The organism is Thermocrispum municipale DSM 44069, from assembly GCF_000427825.1.
GTDB classification, from domain to species: Bacteria; Actinomycetota; Actinomycetes; order Mycobacteriales; family Pseudonocardiaceae; genus Thermocrispum; species Thermocrispum municipale.
In genome coordinates, this window is record NZ_KE386595.1 from 1 (window position 1) to 19727 (window position 19727).

The 19727-nt window shown below is 68.9% G+C and carries 20 protein-coding genes; 10 read left to right on the forward strand and 10 right to left on the reverse strand.

The window, feature by feature from the left end; genetic code table 11:
* The 5 genes from YWM_RS24855 to YWM_RS25460 all read left to right on the forward strand — a co-directional run.
* A partial coding sequence (locus YWM_RS24855; protein ID WP_043662084.1) for an integrase core domain-containing protein occupies window positions 1–249 on the forward strand: 249 nt, incomplete at its 5' end.
* 54 nt (window positions 250–303) lie between these two features.
* The gene (locus YWM_RS25455) at window positions 304–600 is read left to right on the forward strand and encodes an SAV_915 family protein (RefSeq protein ID WP_052345345.1); all 297 of its coding nucleotides are present in this window, start codon (window positions 304–306) and stop codon (window positions 598–600) included.
* Window positions 578–856, forward strand: coding sequence for a hypothetical protein (locus YWM_RS0120605; RefSeq protein ID WP_028852274.1), 279 nt, complete (start codon window positions 578–580; stop codon window positions 854–856). Before YWM_RS25455 ends, YWM_RS0120605 begins: the two co-directional genes overlap by 23 nt.
* A gap of 8 nt (window positions 857–864) precedes the next feature.
* Window positions 865–2103, forward strand: coding sequence for a hypothetical protein (locus YWM_RS0120610; protein ID WP_028852275.1), 1239 nt, complete (start codon window positions 865–867; stop codon window positions 2101–2103).
* A gap of 4 nt (window positions 2104–2107) precedes the next feature.
* Complete coding sequence (locus tag YWM_RS25460; RefSeq protein ID WP_156914874.1) at window positions 2108–2749, forward strand: hypothetical protein; 642 nt, start codon at window positions 2108–2110, stop codon at window positions 2747–2749.
* A gap of 126 nt (window positions 2750–2875) precedes the next feature.
* Here YWM_RS25460 and YWM_RS0120620 read toward each other — a convergent pair whose 3' ends face one another.
* From YWM_RS0120620 to YWM_RS0120655, 8 genes are all read right to left on the reverse strand, one after another.
* On the reverse strand, window positions 2876–3331 hold the full coding sequence (locus YWM_RS0120620; RefSeq protein WP_028852276.1) for a PaaI family thioesterase: 456 nt from the start codon (window positions 3329–3331) through the stop codon (window positions 2876–2878).
* Complete coding sequence (locus YWM_RS0120625; RefSeq protein WP_028852277.1) at window positions 3328–4578, reverse strand: acyl-CoA dehydrogenase family protein; 1251 nt, start codon at window positions 4576–4578, stop codon at window positions 3328–3330. The genes YWM_RS0120620 and YWM_RS0120625 overlap by 4 nt, the downstream gene beginning before the upstream one ends.
* A 12-nt stretch (window positions 4579–4590) precedes the next feature.
* The gene (locus YWM_RS0120630; protein ID WP_028852278.1) at window positions 4591–5460 is read right to left on the reverse strand and encodes an SDR family oxidoreductase; all 870 of its coding nucleotides are present in this window, start codon (window positions 5458–5460) and stop codon (window positions 4591–4593) included.
* Window positions 5461–5463: 3 nt separating this feature from the next.
* Window positions 5464–6339 (reverse strand): MaoC/PaaZ C-terminal domain-containing protein, encoded by an 876-nt coding sequence (locus tag YWM_RS0120635; protein WP_028852279.1) that lies wholly within the window; start codon window positions 6337–6339, stop codon window positions 5464–5466.
* A complete protein-coding gene (locus tag YWM_RS0120640; RefSeq protein ID WP_028852280.1) occupies window positions 6336–6773 on the reverse strand; it encodes a type II toxin-antitoxin system Rv0910 family toxin in 438 nt (145 codons plus the stop codon). Before YWM_RS0120640 ends, YWM_RS0120635 begins: the two co-directional genes overlap by 4 nt.
* A gap of 15 nt (window positions 6774–6788) precedes the next feature.
* On the reverse strand, window positions 6789–7979 hold the full coding sequence (locus YWM_RS0120645; protein ID WP_245566122.1) for a lipid-transfer protein: 1191 nt from the start codon (window positions 7977–7979) through the stop codon (window positions 6789–6791).
* An 88-nt stretch (window positions 7980–8067) separates the two neighbouring features.
* On the reverse strand, window positions 8068–8676 hold the full coding sequence (locus YWM_RS0120650) for a TetR/AcrR family transcriptional regulator (protein ID WP_028852282.1): 609 nt from the start codon (window positions 8674–8676) through the stop codon (window positions 8068–8070).
* 35 nt (window positions 8677–8711) lie between these two features.
* The gene (locus YWM_RS0120655) at window positions 8712–9656 is read right to left on the reverse strand and encodes an ROK family protein (RefSeq protein ID WP_028852283.1); all 945 of its coding nucleotides are present in this window, start codon (window positions 9654–9656) and stop codon (window positions 8712–8714) included.
* 262 nt (window positions 9657–9918) lie between these two features.
* Between YWM_RS0120655 and YWM_RS0120665 the strand changes: the two genes are divergently transcribed.
* The 3 genes from YWM_RS0120665 to YWM_RS0120675 all read left to right on the forward strand — a co-directional run bounded on the left by YWM_RS0120665 (window position 9919) and on the right by YWM_RS0120675 (window position 15675).
* The gene (locus YWM_RS0120665) at window positions 9919–13092 is read left to right on the forward strand and encodes an arabinosyltransferase domain-containing protein (protein ID WP_084612576.1); all 3174 of its coding nucleotides are present in this window, start codon (window positions 9919–9921) and stop codon (window positions 13090–13092) included.
* A 113-nt stretch (window positions 13093–13205) separates the two neighbouring features.
* A complete protein-coding gene (locus tag YWM_RS0120670) occupies window positions 13206–14564 on the forward strand; it encodes a WS/DGAT/MGAT family O-acyltransferase (RefSeq protein WP_028852285.1) in 1359 nt (452 codons plus the stop codon).
* Between the two features lie 169 nt (window positions 14565–14733).
* On the forward strand, window positions 14734–15675 hold the full coding sequence (locus YWM_RS0120675) for an alpha/beta hydrolase (protein ID WP_043662130.1): 942 nt from the start codon (window positions 14734–14736) through the stop codon (window positions 15673–15675).
* Between the two features lie 185 nt (window positions 15676–15860).
* Here YWM_RS0120675 and YWM_RS0120680 read toward each other — a convergent pair whose 3' ends face one another.
* Both YWM_RS0120680 and YWM_RS0120685 read right to left on the reverse strand, forming a co-directional pair.
* Window positions 15861–17222: an amidase gene (locus tag YWM_RS0120680; protein WP_028852287.1), complete on the reverse strand. Its 1362-nt coding sequence runs from the start codon at window positions 17220–17222 to the stop codon at window positions 15861–15863.
* Window positions 17219–18142, reverse strand: coding sequence for a D-2-hydroxyacid dehydrogenase (locus YWM_RS0120685; RefSeq protein ID WP_043662086.1), 924 nt, complete (start codon window positions 18140–18142; stop codon window positions 17219–17221). Before YWM_RS0120685 ends, YWM_RS0120680 begins: the two co-directional genes overlap by 4 nt.
* Window positions 18143–18271: 129 nt before the next feature.
* Between YWM_RS0120685 and YWM_RS0120690 the strand changes: the two genes are divergently transcribed.
* Both YWM_RS0120690 and YWM_RS0120695 read left to right on the forward strand, forming a co-directional pair.
* Complete coding sequence (locus tag YWM_RS0120690; RefSeq protein WP_028852289.1) at window positions 18272–18988, forward strand: maleate cis-trans isomerase family protein; 717 nt, start codon at window positions 18272–18274, stop codon at window positions 18986–18988.
* 2 nt (window positions 18989–18990) lie between these two features.
* Window positions 18991–19698 carry a GntR family transcriptional regulator gene (locus YWM_RS0120695; protein ID WP_043662088.1) on the forward strand — a complete coding sequence of 236 codons (708 nt, stop codon included), beginning with the start codon at window positions 18991–18993 and terminating at the stop codon, window positions 19696–19698.
* The last annotated feature ends 29 nt before the right edge of the window (window positions 19699–19727 follow it).

Here is a 19727-nt window from a genome sequence, read left to right on the forward strand (position 1 = left end):
CGCACCCGGCGTCGCTCACCCGGCCAGAACGGCGTGCGGGAACGGGCATTCGGATCGCTGAAGTACGAGCACCTCTACCGGATGGAGATCGACGACGGGCAGACCCTCGCCGCCGAGGCCGAGCGCTACCGGCACGTGTTCAACCACATCCGCCCCCACGAGGCACTCGGCATGCAACGACCGATCGAGATCCACCAGCAAGATCAACAAGCACAACTTTCATCCAAGAAAACTGAGCCAGATTCTTGACGCGGGACACCGGTCATCCAACCGGACACGTTCGGCACCGAGGCAGGGCCGCCGGTGGTGCTCATTCCGACGGAACGAGAGTGGCCGGGGGGCGACGAAGGCCCGGATGTCGAACTGCGCGAATTGGACGACGGTTCGCTGGCTCTGCTGGCGTACACGTCGCTGAAAGCGCTGACGGAAGGCGCCGGACCCCGGCAGCCGTACATCGAAGTTCTACCGAGCGCGATCGAAGAAATACGTTACGCACTCGGCGCCGATGTGGTTCTCTGGGATGTGGCGCTGGATGGAGCGGTCCAGCACCACGTGCTCATCGACGAGGGGGACGGACATGGGCAGCGGGATCGAGGCTGAGTACCCGACGCTGAACCAAACGGCGAAAGCCCTGGTGGAAGCATCCGAGCGGTTCGGCCCGAAGGAAGAGCCGCCAGCGGTGGACGCGGGTGCGTTGACCGCGGCGTTCGCGGGCGCCGGGGCTCTGGCGCTGGAACAAGCAGCGAAACTCGCCAGAGCGGTCAACGGCGCCGGGAACGCAGTTCGCAACGCGCGGCACGTGTACGAGCAGACCGACAACGCTGCTCGCGACGGCCTGCCGAACCTTGGAAACTGAGGTCAGGCATGGCCATCGACATCACGCTGGACGCCAAGCCCGAGGCACTGCACGCCTTCGGCGGCTGGGCCATGGACGTCAACAGACGCATCAAGAACGCGGGCGACGACGTGCACAGCGCCGGCCGGAAGTCCGTGCATGGCTGGCCGGACGCTCCCGGCGACAGTTTCCGCCGCACCATCAAGTCGCTGACCAACGACGCCGAGACCGTGGGCGATTCCTTCATGTATCTCGGGGAAGCCGCCATCGTGTACGGCGACGAGATGCGGGCGGTGCGCGCGAAGTTGGACGCGGCCTACGACCACGCCGTCGCCGCCGGCCTGCCCGCCACCCGCTTGGTGGAGATCAAAGATCCCGGTCCGATGCCGAAGAAGCCGCCGCCGCAACGAGACTACGGCGGCGAGAACGGCACACTGGGCAGGACCAGATCACACATCGCAGCCTGGGACGCGTGGACCGGCTGGCACAAGAGGGCGAAGGCGTACGCGGAGTGCATCGCCATGGTCGCCGCCGCCCGCGTGCAGGAGGAACGCGCCGGCGCTGCCGCTCTGAAAGCGCTACGCAAGATCGTCGACGACGCCCCCATCACCGTCGCCGACACGCTGATCGGTTTGGCCGCGGCCTCGATCACCGGCCAGCGCACCCTGATCGCCAGCAAAATCTCGCTGCAACAAGCCGCGGCGCGGCAGATGGCCGACTACAAGCGGCTCAGCGGGCACGCGGGCAAGGGCCGACTTGCCGCCAAGACCTGGCTCGCCGGCGCCCTCAACAAGAGCAGGGCCGCCATCGCCGCGCGCAAAGCTGCCGACGCCAAACTCGGGAACTGGCTCACAAAACTGCCGGAAAGCGTACAGCGCTTTCTCACATCGGAACTAGGAACCGACAAGATCGTCACAAAGATTGCCCCGAGGATTTCAAACGCGCCGATGTGGGTGAAGAAGCTTCCTGTGATCGGCAGCGGGCTTACTGCCGTTTCGGTAGGTGGCGAGATCGCTGGTGGTCGTCATCCCGCGAAGGCAGTGGCCTCCGGGGGCGGCGGCCTGGTCGCGGGAGCTGCCGCCGGGGGCGCTGTGGGCGGAATTCCGGGTGTCGTCGTGGGAGCCATTGTGGGCACAGGAACCAGCGCTGGTATCGATTTCCTGACGGACACACTCTGGCCGGAAGAACCGCCCATGATCCTCGCACCAGGCCTGCCCGACAACGATCCACGCGTTACTCGCGACGAAATACTCGACGATCCAGCGTGACACCATGATTCCCGTGGAACTGCCCCCCAAACCTGATCCGAACTCCGGCGAGCCGCGCCCGCCAGCAGCACCCCTCGCACCAGGTAAGCGCGGCCCTCGGCCACGCTGGCGACGAAAAATGGTTCCTCATCCTCCAGCGAACGAAAGCCCGCCATTGGAGTGGTGGTACTACAACGCGCGTGGATTGTTGTGGGGAGCTGCAGCTGTATTGGCACTCGCGATCGGAGTGCTGACCCTCCGGGACTGGAGCAAGGGCCGCGACGTACTGACTTGGGCCAACAGTTGGCTGGTTTGGTTGTTGATCGGCGGGCTGGCCCTGCTCATGACGTTGAGCGCCCGGGGTGAAAAGTTCTCAGCCGGTGCCGACTGGTTCATGCATGGAGAAGACTTCATCAAGACCTATGAGCTCGTCTCCATCGTCGGCGAGCGCCGCTGGAACGGAACACACCTGGAACTGACTGATCAACACGGCCACCACAAGGAGATCGATCTCCGAGGACTTCAGCTGAACCCGGCACTGTGGGATCTGGTCTACAACGGCATCCTGCACTCGGTGGCCAACGGCGCCCGGGTCAACGACATCGCGATCGAGGAATTGCAGCTTCACGAGATCGTGGAGATGCGCGACCGGCCACCAGGGCCCTGAGACACGTGACGGCGCGGGCGTCCCCCAGCCGCCCGCGCCGCTCCGATTGCCGGGCCGACGCAGCTGATGAGCACTGCGCGTTGCACCCGACGCCGCGCAGGCTGACCCGGCACTGGCCTGGCGGCGTCAGCCGAACCGCCGCAGCTGATAGATCCCGTGCGTCCGCGCGACGACCGTGCCTTCCTCGTCGGTCAGCTCGGCATCCAGCTCGAAGTCGGCCTTGCCGTTGGCTTCGGCCTCCTTGGCGACGGCCGCGACCGTCTCCTCGTCGAGCTTCGCTTCCGACCGCACGTTCGTCTTGGCCGGCCGCAGGAAGCTGATCTGGACGTCCTTGACCAGCGGGAAGAATTGCGTGTTGTCGAACGACGCCACCCCGATCGCCCCTCCCAGCACCTCCGCCACGGTGAACAGCACCCCGGCGTACATCACGCCGAAGTGGTTGCCGTTGCCCTCCATCGGGACTTCCGCGGCGGCGTACCCCGGCCGCACGTCCACCACCCGCACGCCCATGTTGTGCGCCACCGGGATGGTGTGCTCCAACGCGGTGTTGACCAGGGTGACGTAATCCGGTTCTTCGCTCATCCGTTCAGCAAACCTCTCGCTACCTGGGTGATCTGCACTTCGTTGGAGCCCGCGTAGATCATCAGCGACTTCGCGTCCCTGGCCAGCTGCTCCACCCGGTACTCGGCCATGTAACCGTTACCGCCGAACAATTGCACCGCGTCCATCGCCACCTCGGTGGCGGTCTCCGACGAGTACCACTTGATCGCCGACGCCTCGGCAAGGGTGGGCGGCTTGCCGTTGCGCGCGGCCTCGATCCCCTGGAACACCATGTTCTGCACGTTGATGCGGGCGACTTCCATCTTCGCCAGCTTCAACTGGATCAGCTGATGCTCGGCGATCGGTTTGCCCCACAGCACGCGGTTCTTCGCGTAGTCGATGCACAGTCGCTGACATTCCTCGATCACACCGAGCGCCATCGCGGCCACCCCGAGCCGCTCGGTCACGAAGCCCGCCTTCGCGCTGTCCCGCCCGTCGCCGCTGCGGTGCTCCTCGGTCTCGCCGAGCAGGTTGTCCCTGGTCAGCCGCACGTCGTCGAAGAACAACTCGCCGGTCGGCGACGAGTGCAGGCCCATCTTGCGCAGCGGCTTGCCCTGCGTGAACCCGTCCATGCCTTTCTCCAGCACGAACGGCAACACCTTGCGATCCCGGATCGGCGTCCCGTCGCCCTCGTCGAGCTTGGCGTAGACGACCGTGACGTCGGCGTACGGGCCGTTGGTGATGAACGTCTTCTGCCCGTTCAGCACGTAGCCGTCGCCATCCCTGCGGACCGTGGTCTTCATGCCTCCGAAGGCGTCCGATCCCGAATCCGGCTCGGTCAACGCCCACGCCCCGACCTTCTCCATGGTCATCAGCGACGGCAACCAACGCTCCTTCTGCGCGAGCGTGCCGCGCGAGGCGATGGTGGCCGCGGCGAGCCCGAGCGAGACACCCATCGCGGCGAACATCCCCATGCTCACCTTGCACAGCTCGCTGCACAGGATCGCGCCGAGCGACTCCTGCCCGAACCCGAGCAGTCCCCCGCCGCCCGACTTCTCCTTGGGCTCGTCCGACGACTCGCCGTGCTCCCGTGCACGCTGCTTCGCCAGCATCTTCGCCACCGCTTCGGACGCCATCTTGTCGATGCCGAACGTGGTGAACATGGTGCGCAGCAGCTCGTAGGGCGGCATGTCGCCGTGCTCGAGCTCGTCGACGTGCGGACGGATCTTGGCGTCCACGAACTCGCGGATCGCCTGCCGCATCATCTCGTCGGTGTCGGACCACTGCATGCGTTTACCGTCCTATCCCAGCTCGCGCTCGAGGAGTTCGACCGACCACGGGCCGTCCGTCTCCACGGTCCGCGCCACGCTCCAGCCGTTCAGCTCCTGGACAGCGCCGCCCTGGACCGCGAACACCTTGCCGGTCAATGGACACTTTTCACTGGCCAGATACGCCACCAGCGGGCTGACGTGCTCGGGCGCGAACGGGTCGAATTCGCCCTCCGGCACCTCGGCGGCGAACATCGCAGCCATGCCGGGCGTCGCCAACGTCAGCCGCGTCCTGGCGATCGGGGCGATCGCGTTGACCCGCACGCCGTAGCGGTCCAGCTCCTGCGCAGCGACCAAAGTCAGCGCGGCGATCCCGGCCTTCGCCGCACCGTAGTTGGCTTGGCCCGGGTTGGGCAGCGTGGTGCCCGAAGCGGACGCGGTATTGATCACCGAAGCGGCCACCTCCTGCCCAGCCTTGGTCTGAGCCTTCCAGTACGCCGCGGCGTGCCGCAACACCGCGGCGTGCCCCTTCAGGTGGACAGCGATGACCGCGTCCCACTGCTCCTCGTCCAGCCCGGCGATGAATCCGTCGCGCAGGATGCCGGCGTTGTTGACCACGATGTCGAGCCCGCCGAACTCGGACACGGCCTGGTCGATCAGCGCGGCCGCCTCGTCCCACTTGGCGACGTTGCCGGTGTTCGCCACCGCCTTGCCACCCGCCGCGGTGATCTCGTCGACCACCTCCTGTGCGGGCCCGGCGTCGGCACCAGTACCGTCGTTCGCCCCACCCAAGTCGTTGACCACCACCGCGGCACCTTCTCGGGCGAACAAGCGCGCGTGCTCACGACCGATGCCGCGCCCCGCTCCGGTGATGACCGCTACCCGGCCCTCGAGTGCTCCCATGCCTCACGCTCCCTCGCTGACCTCGGCCAGCCCGTCGGTGATGACCAGCTCGTCCCCCACCGCTGTCTCGTACGCGTACGTCGCGACACCGTCGGCAGACCCCGCTCGATAGATGTGCGTGGACAACTCCTGCCCGGGCAGCACCGGTTTGGCGAAGCGCACTGCCAGCCGCTTGAGCCGGGTGACGTCCGACCCCGCCACCTCGGTCAGCACGGCCCACGAGGTGAACGCCATGGTGCACATGCCGTGGGCGATGATCCCGGGCAGTCCCATCGACTTGGCGAACTCCTCGTCCAGGTGGATCGGCATCGGATCGCCGGACGCCTCGCTGTACCGGTACGTCTGGTCCTCGTCGACCCGCTGCCGGACCTTGGCGACCGGACCCGGCGCACGCAGTGCGTCGTCGAACTTGTGCCCCGGCGCCAGTTCGCCGCGCTTGTCGCCCGGCGATCCGTCCACGAAGTCCCGCACGAAGAACGTCACGAACTGTTCGTTGACCAGCTCGCCGTCCTGGGTGCGCGTTTCCACCGCGACACAGGCCCGGGTGCCCTTGTCCAACGCCTGCCAGCCGGTCATCTCGGCCTGCGCCAGCAGCACGTCGCCGGGCCGGATCGGGCGGTGAAACCGGAAGTCCTGCTCACCGTGCACGATCTTGCCGATCAGCTGCGGCGGAACGACCTCCAGCACAGGCTCCATGAGCGAGTGGAACACCGGGACGATCGCGAAGACCGGGCCGGCGATCGCACCGTCCCGATGGGCCGGGATCGGGTCGTTGGTCGCCGCCGCGTACTGCTGCAACCGCTCGCGGGTGACCTCGAACCGGACCGGCTCGGTCCGCTTGCCCAGGCCGTCCGGGTTGAAGCGCAGCTCGTCGGTCATGCCGCGGCCAGCAGCGAGGAGAACTGCTCGATCGACTTGTCCAGTTCGGCCTGGCCCTGCTTCTCGATCGCCTTGCCGAGCGCGCCGACGATCATCTGCCCCTCGAACTCGGTGGTCAGGTCCAGCTTCGAGCCCTCCCCCGCCCGCTCCACCGCGATGGTGATGGAGATCCGCACACCGGCCATGCCGGTCCCGGAGATCTTCAGCGTCTTCGGCGGCTGGAACTCGTCGACCGTCCACGTGATCGTGTTCGGCATGCCCATCATCGAGATGACCTCGGTGAACCGGGCGCCGGTGGACAACTGCTGCGGCAGGTCGTCCTTGAACTTCACGTGCAGCGTCAGCCACTTCTCGAAATGGTTCGGGTCGCCGGCCAGCTCGAACACCCGCTCGGGGGTGGCAGGCAGTTCGACGGAGGTGTTGATCTGTCCCATGGCTGCTCCTTGTGCTCAGCGCTCGGCGCGCTGGTAGGCGGTGACCACGGCGGCTCCGCCGAGGCCGATGTTGTGCTGCAACGCCGCGTCGACCGAGGCCACCTGGCGGTTGCCCGCGGTGCCGCGCAGCTGCCAGGTGAGCTCGGCGCACTGGGCGAGCCCGGTGGCGCCGAGCGGGTGGCCCTTGGAGATCAAACCGCCGGAGGGGTTGACCACCCACCGGCCGCCGTAGGTGGTCTCGTCGTTGTCGATCAACTTCCCGGCCTCACCGGGCCGGCACAGCCCGAGCGCCTCGTACGACAGCAGCTCGTTCGCCGAGAAGCAGTCGTGCAGCTCGATGACCTGGAAGTCCTCCGGCCCCAGCCCGCTCTGCTCGTACACCGCGCGGGCGGCCTGCACGGTCATGTCGTAGCCGATGATGTTCTTCGCGGTGCCGTCGAACGTGGAGGAGAAGTCGGTGGTCATGGCCTGCCCGACGATCTCCACGGCCTGCCCGGCCAGTTCCCGCTCGGCGACGAACCGCTCACTGGCCAGCACCGCGGCGGCCGACCCGTCCGACGTCGGCGAGCACTGCAGCTTGGTCAGCGGGTCGTAGATCATCCGGGACGCCTTGATGTCGTCGAGCGAGTACTCGTCCCGGAACTGCGAGTACGGGTTGTCGACCGAGTGCTTGTGGTTCTTGTGGCCGATCTTGGCGAAGTGGTCGGCGGTGGTGCCGTAGGTCTTCATGTGCTCGCGTCCGGCCGCACCGAACAGCCACGGCGCGGGAGGGAACAGCACTTCGGAGATCTCCGCCATCGCCTGTATGTGGCGGGACATCGGCTGCTCCCGGTCGTCGAACGTGCTGCCGAGCGAGCCGGGCTGCATCTTCTCGAACCCCAGCGCCAGCACACAGTCGGCGCGCCCGCCTCGGATGGCTTCCGCCGCCAGGTACAGCGCGCTCGAACCGGTGGAGCAGTTGTTGTTGACGTTGACGATCGGGATGCCGGTCATCCCCAGCTCGTAGAGCGCGCGCTGCCCGGACGTCGACTCGCCGTACACGTAGCCGACGTACCCCTGCTGCACGTCCCGGTACGAGATCCCCGCGTCCTGAAGCGCTCGGGTTCCGGACTCCTTCGCCATCTGCGGGTAGTCCCAGTCCTCGCGACTGCCCGGCTTGACGAACGGCGTCATCCCGACACCGATCACGTAGGCCCTGTCCGACACGGCGACCCTCCCGCCAACTGAGGACATGTGTCGTCAATTTAAGAACTGAGGACACCTGTCGTCAATAGGCGGAGGCTTCGACCGTGATCTAGTCGCGCGGCTGATTCCAGAACAGCAGCACGGTGCGCACGCACTGTTCGATCAGTTCTTCGCGGCTGACGGTCAACGTCCCGGACAGCCAGCCGAAGAACAGCGTCGCCACCGCGCCGGTCAAAGCCACCGAGGTCAGGATGCTTTCGTTCTTGCTCGCGCCGGGCGGGAGCTGCCTGCGCACCAGGCGCGTGAAGGTCGGCGCGACACCGACGCTGACTCCGCTGAGCGCGGCGTCGGACAGCGGCTCCACCAGCAGCAGGCGGCCTTTGCGGGGGTCGTCCAGGCAGACCGACACGAACGCCTCCACGGCCGCGCGGGCTTGCTCCTCCCGGCTGCCGCCCGCCGGGCTGATCGACTCCATCGCCTGCTGCAGCTCGTCGGCGACCTGCAGAAACAGCGCGGCCAGCAGCTCGTCGCGGCTGGCGAAGTTCTCGTAGAAGTACCGGTCGGTCAGGCCGGCCTTGCGGCACACCGACCGCACCGTGACCCCCGCGCCGCCGTGCTCACCGAGCAGGTCGAGCGCGGCGTCCAACAACGCGGAGCGCCGTGCCGCGCGCCGCTGTTCCAGGGTCGTGCCGCCCCATACTCGCTGCTGGGATCCCACGCCATCAGGTTACGGCGCAACCCGGCCTTCGCCGGTCAGCCTGCCAGATCGGGCCGTGCCGCGAAGGCCAGACGGGCAGCCCCGAGCAGGCACGCCGACCGCCTCAGCGGAGACGGAATCACCGAGATGTCGCGGATGTAGGACAGCCCGGCGTGTCCGGCAAGGTGGCGGCGCAACGGCTCGAACAGCACCTCGCCCACCTGCGTCACACCACCACTGAGCACGGCGATCCTGACGTCGACCAGCGCTGCGGTGCCCGCGATCGCCGCGGCCAGGGCGTGCGCGGCCCGATCGAATGCAGCGATCGCCAGCTCGTCACCCGCGCGGGCGGCCTCGGCCAGCGCGACCGTGGTCGGCTCGCCCTGCCAGCCGTTGTCCACCGCCCAGCGCGCGATGGACGTCCCGGACGCAATGGCCTCCACACAGCCTCGGCCACCGCAGGCACACTCCGGACCGTTCACGTCGACCACCAGGTGCCCGATGTGCCCGGCGTTGCCGGACTCCCCCGTCCGCACCCTGCCGTCGAGGATCAGCCCACCACCGATCCCGGTGGACACGGTGATCACCAGCGCGTCCCGGTGACCCGCAGCGGCGCCGTAGGCCTGCTCTGCCGCGGCAAGCGCCACCCCGTCCAGCGCGAACGTCGACGGCAGTCCGGGCGCGACCGACGCCACCCGCTCCATCAACGGAAAGTCCCGCCAGTCGGCCACGTTCAGCGGGCTGGCGGTGCCCGCGGGCACGTCCACCGGCCCCGCGCTGCACACCCCGACGACCGCGATGCGGGACCCGTTCGGTCCGGCCAGCACGTCCGCGGCCGCTTTCGTCAACGCCGCGGAAATGGCCTCGGCACCGTGCCCGGCCGGCGTCGGCGTCTCACTGCTTTCCACTACCTGGCCGTCCGGGGTGACGGCGCCGACGGCGATTTTGGTGCCACCGAAATCGATGGCCAATGCCAGCGGGGACAGCGCGGAATCGGTCATGACGCCGAGATTGCCATGCTGCCGCTCACCACCGCGACGCGCAGCGGCAACCAACTGCCCTTCTGTGACAGGCAGCACGGGCCGTCGGACGCGATTGCCCCGGCATCCGTCGAGGTCACCCGCGCGGGCCGGGATGACCGAGCCGCGAGCAACCCGATCATGGCGGTGCGTTAGCGTGGCTGCGATGTCGGGTGCGAGTCGCGGCGCCAGTTCCGCTGTCGAGGTGGGGGAGCCGAGAACGGACGAGGCCCCTGCTCAAGCCATGCGACGCAGGGGCGAGCGACGGCTGCCCAGTCTCTCGCCTGCGCGCTGGCAGCTGATCGCCAAGGTTCTCGGTGCGATCAGTGTGCTGTGCGCGCTGGCGATCCCGTTCATGCCCGTCGTGCAGGACACCGCACGCATCGAGTGGCCCGGCCCGAACGACACCCGGTCGGTCAACGCACCACTGGTCGGCTACTGGGCGCAGGAGTTCGACGCGACCCTGCCCTGCCGGACGATCCAGAGCCTGGACGACGCGCTGGCCTCGCGCGCCATGCTGCTGTCCACCGTGCCGCGGGCCCGCATCAACAGTGGTGTCGGCATGCACATGCAGGTCGACAACAACGTCCTGACGGTGGTCAACCGCGGTCAGCAGATCGTCAGCCAGCCACTGCCCGACTCCGGCTGCGACGTGCGCTTCTCCTCCACCGGGGAGCGCACCAGCATCACCGTGGCGGGCGCGTCCGTCTACGACGAGAACACCGACGTCCGGCCACGCGTGGTCGGCATCTACTCCGACATCACCGCGGACCGGGAGCCGATCGACGGGCTGCGCGTGTCCATCACCCCGGACACCCGGTACCAGTCGTCCCCCACCGTGTGGAAGACGCTCACGACCGTCGTCGGCGTGCTGGCGCTACTGGGCTGCCTGTTCGCGGTCAACCGGCTCGACTCCCGGGGCGCCCGCCGCGCACCACGGTGGGCGCCGATCGGCTGGTGGAAGCTGACCGCGCGCGACCTGACGGTCATCGGCGCGCTCGGGCTCTGGGTGTTCATCGGCCCGGTGACCTCGGACGACGGCTACATCCTGTCGATGGCCAGAGTGGCCGAGGAAGCCGGCTACCTGACCAACTACCACCGCTGGTTCGGGGTGGCCGAAGCACCGTTCGGCTGGTTCTACCACCTCACCGAGCTGATGACCGAGGTGTCCACGGTGCCGCCGTGGATCCGGCTGCCCTCGTTCGTGCTCGCGGTCGTGGCGTGGCTGCTGATCAGCCGGGAGATCCTGCCCCGGCTGGGCAACCAGGTGCGGCACTCCAAGGCCGCCGCGTGGGCCGCCGCGTCGGTGTTCCTGGTGTGGTGGATGCCGTTCAACAACGGCGTGCGGCCCGAGCCGGTCGCCGCGGTCGGCTCGCTGCTGGCCATCGCGGCGGTGGAACGGACGCTGGTCACCCGGCGCCTGCTCCCCCTGTGCCTCGGCCTGATCGCCGCAGCGCTGACGCTGGCCGCCACCCCGACCGGCCTGATCGCCGTCGCGCCGTTCATCGTCGCCGCGCGGCCGTTGTGGCGGCTGCTCAAACAGCGGGCCGAGGCCGGCTGGGCGACCGTGCTCACGCCGATCGGCGCCGCCGGGTTCGCGGTGCTGTTCATCGTGTTCGCCGACCAGACGTTCGCCACGGTCGTGGAGGCCACCCGGCTGCGCAACCAGGTCGGGCCCAGCCTGGCGTGGTTCCAGGAGTTCGCCCGCTACGACCTGCTCTTCGGCGGCGGCGGCAACGCCGGTGACGACTCGCTGACCAGGCGCTTCCCCGTGCTGCTCATCGTGTTGTGCGTGGCCACCTGTCTGGTGGTCATCCTGCGCCGCGGCCGCATCCCGGGCGCCGCGCTCGGCCCGTCCCGCCGCCTGATCGGCACGACGGCCCTGTTCTTCCTGCTGCTGGCGCTGACCCCGACGAAGTGGACGCACCACTTCGGCGCGTTCGCCGCGGTGGGGTCGGCGATGGCGGCGCTGACCGCGCTGGCCACCAGCTCGTCGGTGCTGCGGTCGAACCGCAACCGCAACGCGTTCCTCGCCGGGCTGCTGGTCGTCGCGGCGTTGGCCACCACCGGCCCGAACTCGTACTGGTTCGTCTCCAAGCTCGGCGTCCCGTGGGCGGACACCGCACCGGAGATCATCGGCATCAAGGTCGCCACCTTGCTGCTGATCGGCGCGGTGGTCGCCGCGACGGTGGCCTGGGTGCAGAACGTGCGCGCCCAGCGCCCCAAACGCGGCCAGAAGTTCTCGGCCGACCGCCGGTCCCGCGCGCTGGCGCTCAGCTCGGCCTCGTTGACCATCGTGTGCGGCCTGGTCGCCTTGTGGGAATTCGCCACCGTCGCCGTCGCGGCGGTCAACCAGCGCGACTCCTACAGCCTGGCCGCGGCCAACATCGAGCACCTGTTCGGCGGGACCTGCAACCTGTCCGATCACGTGCTGGTCGAGCGCGCCCCGGCATCGAACATCCTGCCGTCGCACCCGGCCCACGCGCAGCGCACCGTGCCGGAGAAGGAGCCGGAGGACAAGGAACGCAAGAAGGGCGACAAGAAGAAATCCGACCCGCTGCCGCCGCCGGACAACGACAACGGCATGAGCTTCACCGGCTTCCACACCCGCTCGATCGGCGCGGAGGACCCGCTGAGCGCCCCACCGCACGACTTCGGCGACCACAACGTGCCGATGTGGTCGAGTTACCGCAATCCGGACGGGGCCACCGGTGAGCTGCGCAGCCAGTGGTTCAAGGTGAGCCCGAAGGACTTCAACAAGCAGCTGGTCGTCTCGGTGACCGGCGGCGTCGGCCCCGGCATGAAGATGGCCGCCGAGTACGGCGTGCCCACCGAGAAGGGCTTCGAGATCGTCGAGCGCAGGCTGATGCCGCTCCCGGCGACCGCGGCCGACCGCTGGGAGGACTCACGCATCTCGCAAGAGGGCATCGACCCGAGGGTCCGGGCGGTACGCATCGTCGCCGAGGACAAGAACCTCACCGAGGACGGCTGGATCGCGCTGTCCGCTCCACGTATTCCGGAACTGACGACGTTGACCCTGCGGCTGCGCGACAAGCCGGTGTACATGGACTGGCCGACGTCGTTCGTCTACCCGTGCGTGGACCTGCCCAAGGTGCGTGACGGGATCGCCGAGATGCCGCGCTACCGGATCACCGCGGGCGAACTGGCGCACGAGGCCGGCTGGGCGGGCAGCAGCGCGGGCGGGCCGGTCGGCTGGCTGGAGACGGTGGCCGACATGCCGGAGATCCCGAGCTTCCTGCGCGGCGACCCCAAGCAGTCGTGGGGCACGTTGCTGCAGGTCGACCCGCTCGAACGCGGAGCGGAGCCGCGCATCGTCCGCGGCCAGAAGGTGGTACCCGGCTGGTGGTCGCCCGGTCCGGGCCCGATGCAGCCGGACGGCCGCACGCCGACGCGCTGACATCACGTAACGCCGCGGCGACTGAATAGGAGAAACGCGTGAGATGGCGTGTGCTCAAGTGCGCACGGTCCGTAGTCTCGTAGCACTCGCACGCGACAAGAGAGGGCGGCGACGTGAAGATCATGCCGGTGACCGACTCGATGTTCCTGCTCATCGAGTCGCGCGAGCACCCGATGCACGTCGGCGGGCTGCAGCTGTTCCGCAAACCGGAAGGCGCGGGTGACGACTACGTCGCCCAGCTGTATCACGACCTGATCGAGAAGTCCGAGGTCCGCCCGCTGTTCCGCCAGCGCCCCGCGGGCCCGGTGAACACGCTCGGCCAGGTCGCCTGGACCGAGGACACCGAGCTCGACCTGAGCTACCACGTGCGACGCTCCGCGCTGCCCAGCCCGGGCCGCGTGCGGGAGCTGCTGGAAGTGACCTCACGCTGGCACGGCACGCTGCTGGACCGGCATCGCCCGCTGTGGGAGTCGCACTTCATCGAAGGGCTCAACGACGGCCGGTTCGCCATCTACACCAAGATCCATCACGCCATGCTCGACGGCGTCTCCGCGTTGCGGCACATGCAGCTGTCGCTGACCGACGACCCGGACGCGCGGGACTGCGAGATGTGGTGGTCGCTCAAGCCACCGGGCCGGTCGAAGCAGCGGCAGCCGCGCTCGCTCATCGACCGCGTGCGCACCGTCGCCGGTGAGCTCGCCGGGCTGGGGCCCGCGGCGGTCAAGACGCTCAACGAGGCCCGCCGGGAGCAGTCCATCACCCTGCCCCTGCAGGCTCCGCGCACGATGTTCAACGTCTCGATCGGTGGCGCGCGCCGGTTCGCCGCGCAGTCCTGGCCGATCGAGGCCTTCCGCAGGATCGGGGCCGCATCGGGTTGCACCATCAACGACGTCGTGCTGACGGTGTGCGCAGGAGCGCTGCGCGACTACCTGATCGAGCACCGGGCGCTGCCGGACCAGTCGTTGACCGCGATGGTGCCGGTGTCGCTGCGGCCGCCGGAGGGAGCCGAGCGCGGCGGCAACGCCATCGGTGCGCTGTTGTGCAGGCTGGGCACCGACGTGGCCGACCCCGCGAAGCGACTCGAGGTGGTCAGCCAGTCGATGCGGGAGGGCAAGAAGTTGTTCTCCGAGCTCAGCCCGCTGCAGGTGCTGCTGCTGTCCGCGGTGAACGTGGCGCCGCTCGGCCTGTCCCCCGTCCCGGGGGTCGCCGACCACACCAAACCACCGTTCAACCTGGTGATCTCCAACGTGCCCGGCCCGCGGCAGACGATGTACTTCAACGGTGCGCAATTGGACGGGATCTATCCGGCGTCGATCTGCCTCGACGGGCAGGCCGTCAACATCACGCTGACCAGCTACGACGACCAGATCGGCTTCGGCATCGTCGGCTGCCGGAGGTCGGTGCCGCACCTGCAGCGCATGTTGCTGCACCTGGACACCGCGCTGTCGGAACTCACCGCGGCGGTGGTCTGACGGCAGCGGTCCCGCGGATTCGGCACGGTCCGACACGGTTCGGCCTGCGGACCTCACGCCGGAGGCTGCCGCCGACGTGCCGGCTCCCGGCACGATTCCGGTGTGCTCCGACTCGCGTCCGCCACCGGTTACCCGCGAGTTGAGATACCGTGGGTATCCGGAGGTGGCGATGACAGGGGCAACGACACGACCGCCGCGGCTGAGCCTGCACTCGCGCGTGCTGTATGCGACGTTCTGGCTGTTCGGCCGCACCGTCGGCCGGTTCATTCCGATCACGCACCCGAAGGTGCTGGCGATGGCCGAGCAACTCGACGCTCGCGCCGGACGACGCCAGCGCATGCCGCGCGGCATCACCGTCACACCGGTGGAGCTGGACGGGTTCAAAGCCGAGTGGCTCAAACCCCAGGAAGCGCTCGACGACGCGGTGATCCTGTACTTCCACGGCGGCGGCTTCTTCTCCGGTGGTCTGAACACCCACCGGCCCGCGGTCTCGGCGATGGCCAAGCGCAGCAAGGTCCCTGCGTTCAACATCGCCTACCGGCAGCTGCCCAGCACCCCGATCAACGGATCCGTCGCCGACTGCCTGACCGCGTACCGGCACCTGCTCGACGAGGGCTTCCAGCCCGAGCGGATCGTGTTCGGCGGCGACTCCGCGGGCGGATACCTGACGTTCGCGACCGCGCTGAAGGCTCGCGAGGAAGGGCTACCGCTGCCCGCGGGCCTGGTGGCGCTGAGCCCGCTGACCGACCTGAACTCCGATGCGCGCAGCAAACACCCCAACTGGGGCAAGGACACCTACATCCTGGCCAAGCACCTCAGCACGATCGCCGAACTCTGGTCGTCCGACCCGGACGGCCAGGGCCCGCCGGTCTCGCCGGTGCACGAAGACCTCACCGGGATGCCGCCGTCGCTGATCATGGCGGCCGAGACCGAGGTCCTGCTGGCCGACGCGGAGGCGATGGCCGAAGCACTGTGGGCGGCGGGCGCGCAGTGCAAGCTCGAGGTGTGGCGCGGTCAGGTGCACGCCTTCCCGGTGCTGGCACCCACGCCGGAAGTCCGCCTCGCCATCGGCCACATCGCCGAGTTCGTCCAGCAGTGCCTGAAGGAGTGACCGGCTAGCCGGCCTGCACCTGCCCCGCGCCGCGTGGAAGAGGCGACCGCCGACACCCGCGCCGCGCGGAAGGAATGACCGCCGGCACCCGCGCCGGGTACCGCAGGAGCGACCGGCCGGCACCCGCGCCGGGTACCGCAGGAGCGACCGGCCGGCACCTGCACTGCGCGCCGAAGGGCGACCGATCAGCCGGCCAGTACCTGCTCCACGTGCCTGGCGAAGGCCAGCACCGTGTCGTCGGCGTGCCGCGGACCCACGATCTGCAGACCGACCGGCAGGCCGTCGGACGTGCGGCCGACCGGGATGCTGATCGCAGGCTGCTGGGTGAGGTTGAACGGGTAGGTGAACCCGGTCCACTGCCACCACTTGGTGTACGGCCCGCCGGGCGGGACGTCGTGGCCCGCCTCGAACGGGCGCACCGGCATCTGCGGCGTGATCAGTACGTCGTAGCGGGTGTGGAACTCGCCCATGTGGATGCCCAGCGCGGCACGGGTCTCGTTCGCCGTCAGGTAGTCCAGCGCCGACAGGGTCTTGCCGTGGTCCCAGATCTTGCCGAGCCCCGGGTCGACCTTCTCGCGCGCGCCGTCACCGAACACGCTGAGCGCCTTGGCCGCACCCGCGGCCCACAGCACCTCGAACGCGTCCGCCGGGTCGGCGAAGCCGGGGTCGGTGTCCTCGACCGCGACGCCGGACTCCCGGATCGCCTCGACCGCGGTCGCAACCACGTCGGCGATCTCGGGGTCGACGTCGACATAGCCCAGCGTCGCCGAGAACGCCGCCTTGAGCCCACGGACGTCACGCACCACGGTCTCCGCGAACGTCTCGGTCATCGGTGGCGGAGACGTCGGGTCGCGGTGATCGGGCTGCGCCAGCACGTCCATCAGCAGCGCGGCGTCGTCGACCGTGCGCGCGAACGGCCCGGCGTGCGCCAGCGCACCGAACGGGCTGGCCGGGTACAACGGGATGCGGCCGTGAGTCGGCTTGAACCCGACGATTCCGCAGAACGACGCGGGGATGCGCACCGAGCCGCCGGCGTCCGTGCCGACCGACAGCACGCCCATGTCCGCCGCGACAGCGGCAGCGCTGCCCCCACTGGAGCCACCGGACGTCTTGCTCGGGTCGTGCGGGTTGCGGGTGATGCCGCACAGCCGCGAGTCCGTGGTCGCCTTCCAGCCGAGCTCGGGCGTGGTCACCTTGCCCAGCACGACGAGGCCCGCCTCCCGCATGCGCGCCATCACCGGACTGTCGACGTCCCACGGCTGGTCGGGGTCGATGCACAACGACCCACGCAGCGTCGGCCAGCCCTTGGTCAGGAACACGTCCTTGATCGACGTCGGGACCCCGTCGATCGGACTGAGCTGTTCACCGGACCGCCAGCGCCGCTCCGACTCCCTGGCCTGCTCCAGCGCCTTGTCCGCGTCCACCAGGCAATACGCGTTGAGTTCGCCGTCGCGCTTCTCGATGGCCTCCAGCGCGGCCTGCGTGGCCTCGACCGGTGACAGGGAGCCCTGCGCGTACTCGGCGGCCAGCGCGGTCGCGGTGGTCATGTGCGTCCTCCCGTGGGTACGTAGCCTCGTTGTTTGTCCACGACGTTGTGTAGCGGCTCGCCCGCCAGCCAGCGCTGGAAGTTCGCCACGAACACCCGGGCGAGGGTGTCCTTCCAGCCGATGGTGTCACCGGACATGTGCGGTGAGATCAGCACGTTGTCCATCGTCCACAGTGGACTCTCGGCCGGGAGCGGCTCCTGATCGAACACATCGAGCGCGGCGCCGGCGAGCTCGCCTGCCCGCAGCGCGTCGATCAGGTCGGTGGTGACGACGTGCTCACCGCGGCCGACGTTGATGAACCGGGCCGTCGGCTTCATCGCGGCGAACACCGAGCGGTCGAAGATGCCGCGGGTCTGGTCGGTCAGCGGCAAGATGGACACGACGAAGTCCGCCCAGCCGACTTGGTCGGCCAGTTCGGCCGACGCGTGCACGATGCCGAAGTTCGGGTCGTCCTCCCTGGCGGTGCGGCCGACCCCACGCACCTCCATGCCGACGGCGCGCAGCAGGCGCGCGATCGCCTGTCCGATCGGCCCGGTGCCGACCACCAGCGCGTTCCGGCCGCCGACCCGTTCGGTCTCCCGCCACTTCCACTGGCGCTGACGCTGATACTCCAGCGAGCGCGGGAAATCCTTGGCGAACGCGATGACCAGACCGAGAACGTATTCGGCGATGGCGTCGTCGAAGACGCCGCGCGAATTGGTCAGCACGACATCGCTGGAGCGCAATTCGTCGAAAAGCACGGCATCGACACCCGCGCTCGCCACATGCATCCAGCGCAGCTTGTCGGCCGCCGGCCACGCGTCCCGTACCGCCGGTGAGAAGAAGTCCCACACGAACAGCACTTCCGCGCCGGCCATCGCGTCACGAAGCCCGTCGGCGCGCACGTAGCGCACCTCGGCGGCCTGCTCGACCTCGGCCATCCCGCGCGGCTGATCATCGCCGCAGAGCACTGTCACGACTGGAGTTTCCGGCACGTTGACACGCTAGGAGTGGTTCGTATGATTGTCAACAATCCGCGCGCCGCGGCCCCGATAACGCCAGGGAGCAACGTGCACACGATCGGTTTCATCTACCCCGACCACGCCGCAGAGGACGACTACCCGCTGGCCGAGAAGCTGCTCAGCGGCACCGAGAGCGCCGCCAAGCTGGTGGTCGAGCACATCTACGGCACCGACCTGCACGCGGTGGCCGAGCTGCTGGACCTCGGCTCGCCGGAGAAGCTCGCGGACGGAGCGGCCAAGCTGGCCGACCACTCCCCGACCGCCGTGGTGTGGGCCTGCACCAGCGGGAGCTTCGTCTACCGCCCGGACGGCGCCGCCGAGCAAGTACGGAAGCTGAGCGAGGCGGCAGGCGTCCCGGCTTCCAGCACGTCGTTCGCGTTCACCAATGCCGCCAAGGCGCTCGGCGTGCGGCGGGTCGCGGTAGCGGCGAGCTACCCCGACGACGTGGCAGCGCTGTTCGAAGAGTTCGTGCGGCATCACGGGCTGGAAGTCGTCTCACGGACCTCGGCGGGCATCGACACCGCGGCGGAGGTCGGCCAGTTGCCGTTGGATCAGGTCGTCGAGCTGGCGGTGGCCAATGACCACGCCGACGCCGAGGCGCTGTTGATCCCGGACACCGCGATGCACACGCTCGGCGTGATCGACAAGATCGAGCAGCGCATCGGCAAGCCGGTGCTGACCGCGAACCAGGTCACGGTGTGGGAAGGGCTGCGCCTGGCCGGGTTGCCGCAACGCGCCGAGCAGTTGGGAGCTCTGTTTCGGTGAACATGCCGGAGGTTGAACCGATCAGCCGGGAGTCCACCGCCGCGATCATCGCCCGGCAGCTGCGCGAGGCGATCATGACCGGGGCGCTGCAGCCCGGTGACCAGCTCGGCGAGGCCGAGCTGGCGGCCCGGTTCCAGGTCTCGCGCGGTCCGCTGCGGGAGGCGATGCAACGGCTGGTGTCCGAAGGCCTGCTGCGCAGCGAGCGGCATCGCGGGCTGTTCGTCATCGAGCTCGAGCCCGGCGACATCTACGACATCTACGCCGCCCGCGCGGCGATCGAGCGAGCGGCGCTGATCCGCATCATCCGCTCCGATCCGGCGGGAGCCGGCGCGCGGCTGCGCGAGGTGCTGGCGGAGATGGCCGGTGCCGCCGGAGATGGCGATTCCTCGGCGATGAGCCGCGCCGACCTGCGGTTCCACGAAGAGCTGGTGGCCCTGTCCGGCAGCAGGCGGCTCGCCCGGATGGCCAGCACGTTGTTGATCGAGACCCGCATGTGCCTGGCCGCGCTGCAGCGCACCGACCACAGCCCGGCCGACCGGGTCGCGGAGCACACCGCCATCGTGGAAGCCGTCGAAGCCGGAGACGAGCAGCGGGCGCTCGAGCTGCTCGAGGCGCATATGGAGGACGCGATCACGCGGCTGGCCCCCGGCACGAGCCTGTACTCCGCGCCGCCGCAAGTACCCGACGACGGGGTCGACATCACCGGCTGACGTGCCCCCGGCTTCGCTGGACGGATCCC

Coding starts and splice junctions, on each gene's coding strand:
- YWM_RS0120605 (WP_028852274.1), top strand. CDS start 578: ATGGGCAGCGGGATCGAGGCTGAGTACCCGACGCTGAACCAAACGGCG.
- YWM_RS0120680 (WP_028852287.1), bottom strand. CDS start 17,222: ATGACCACCGCGACCGCGCTGGCCGCCGAGTACGCGCAGGGCTCCCTG.
- YWM_RS0120665 (WP_084612576.1), top strand. CDS start 9,919: ATGCGACGCAGGGGCGAGCGACGGCTGCCCAGTCTCTCGCCTGCGCGC.
- YWM_RS25460 (WP_156914874.1), top strand. CDS start 2,108: ATGATTCCCGTGGAACTGCCCCCCAAACCTGATCCGAACTCCGGCGAG.
- YWM_RS0120640 (WP_028852280.1), bottom strand. CDS start 6,773: ATGGGACAGATCAACACCTCCGTCGAACTGCCTGCCACCCCCGAGCGG.
- YWM_RS0120610 (WP_028852275.1), top strand. CDS start 865: ATGGCCATCGACATCACGCTGGACGCCAAGCCCGAGGCACTGCACGCC.
- YWM_RS0120630 (WP_028852278.1), bottom strand. CDS start 5,460: ATGGGAGCACTCGAGGGCCGGGTAGCGGTCATCACCGGAGCGGGGCGC.
- YWM_RS0120625 (WP_028852277.1), bottom strand. CDS start 4,578: ATGCAGTGGTCCGACACCGACGAGATGATGCGGCAGGCGATCCGCGAG.
- YWM_RS0120695 (WP_043662088.1), top strand. CDS start 18,991: ATGCCGGAGGTTGAACCGATCAGCCGGGAGTCCACCGCCGCGATCATC.
- YWM_RS0120635 (WP_028852279.1), bottom strand. CDS start 6,339: ATGACCGACGAGCTGCGCTTCAACCCGGACGGCCTGGGCAAGCGGACC.
- YWM_RS0120655 (WP_028852283.1), bottom strand. CDS start 9,656: ATGACCGATTCCGCGCTGTCCCCGCTGGCATTGGCCATCGATTTCGGT.
- YWM_RS0120620 (WP_028852276.1), bottom strand. CDS start 3,331: ATGAGCGAAGAACCGGATTACGTCACCCTGGTCAACACCGCGTTGGAG.
- YWM_RS0120685 (WP_043662086.1), bottom strand. CDS start 18,142: ATGGCCGAGGTCGAGCAGGCCGCCGAGGTGCGCTACGTGCGCGCCGAC.
- YWM_RS0120675 (WP_043662130.1), top strand. CDS start 14,734: ATGACAGGGGCAACGACACGACCGCCGCGGCTGAGCCTGCACTCGCGC.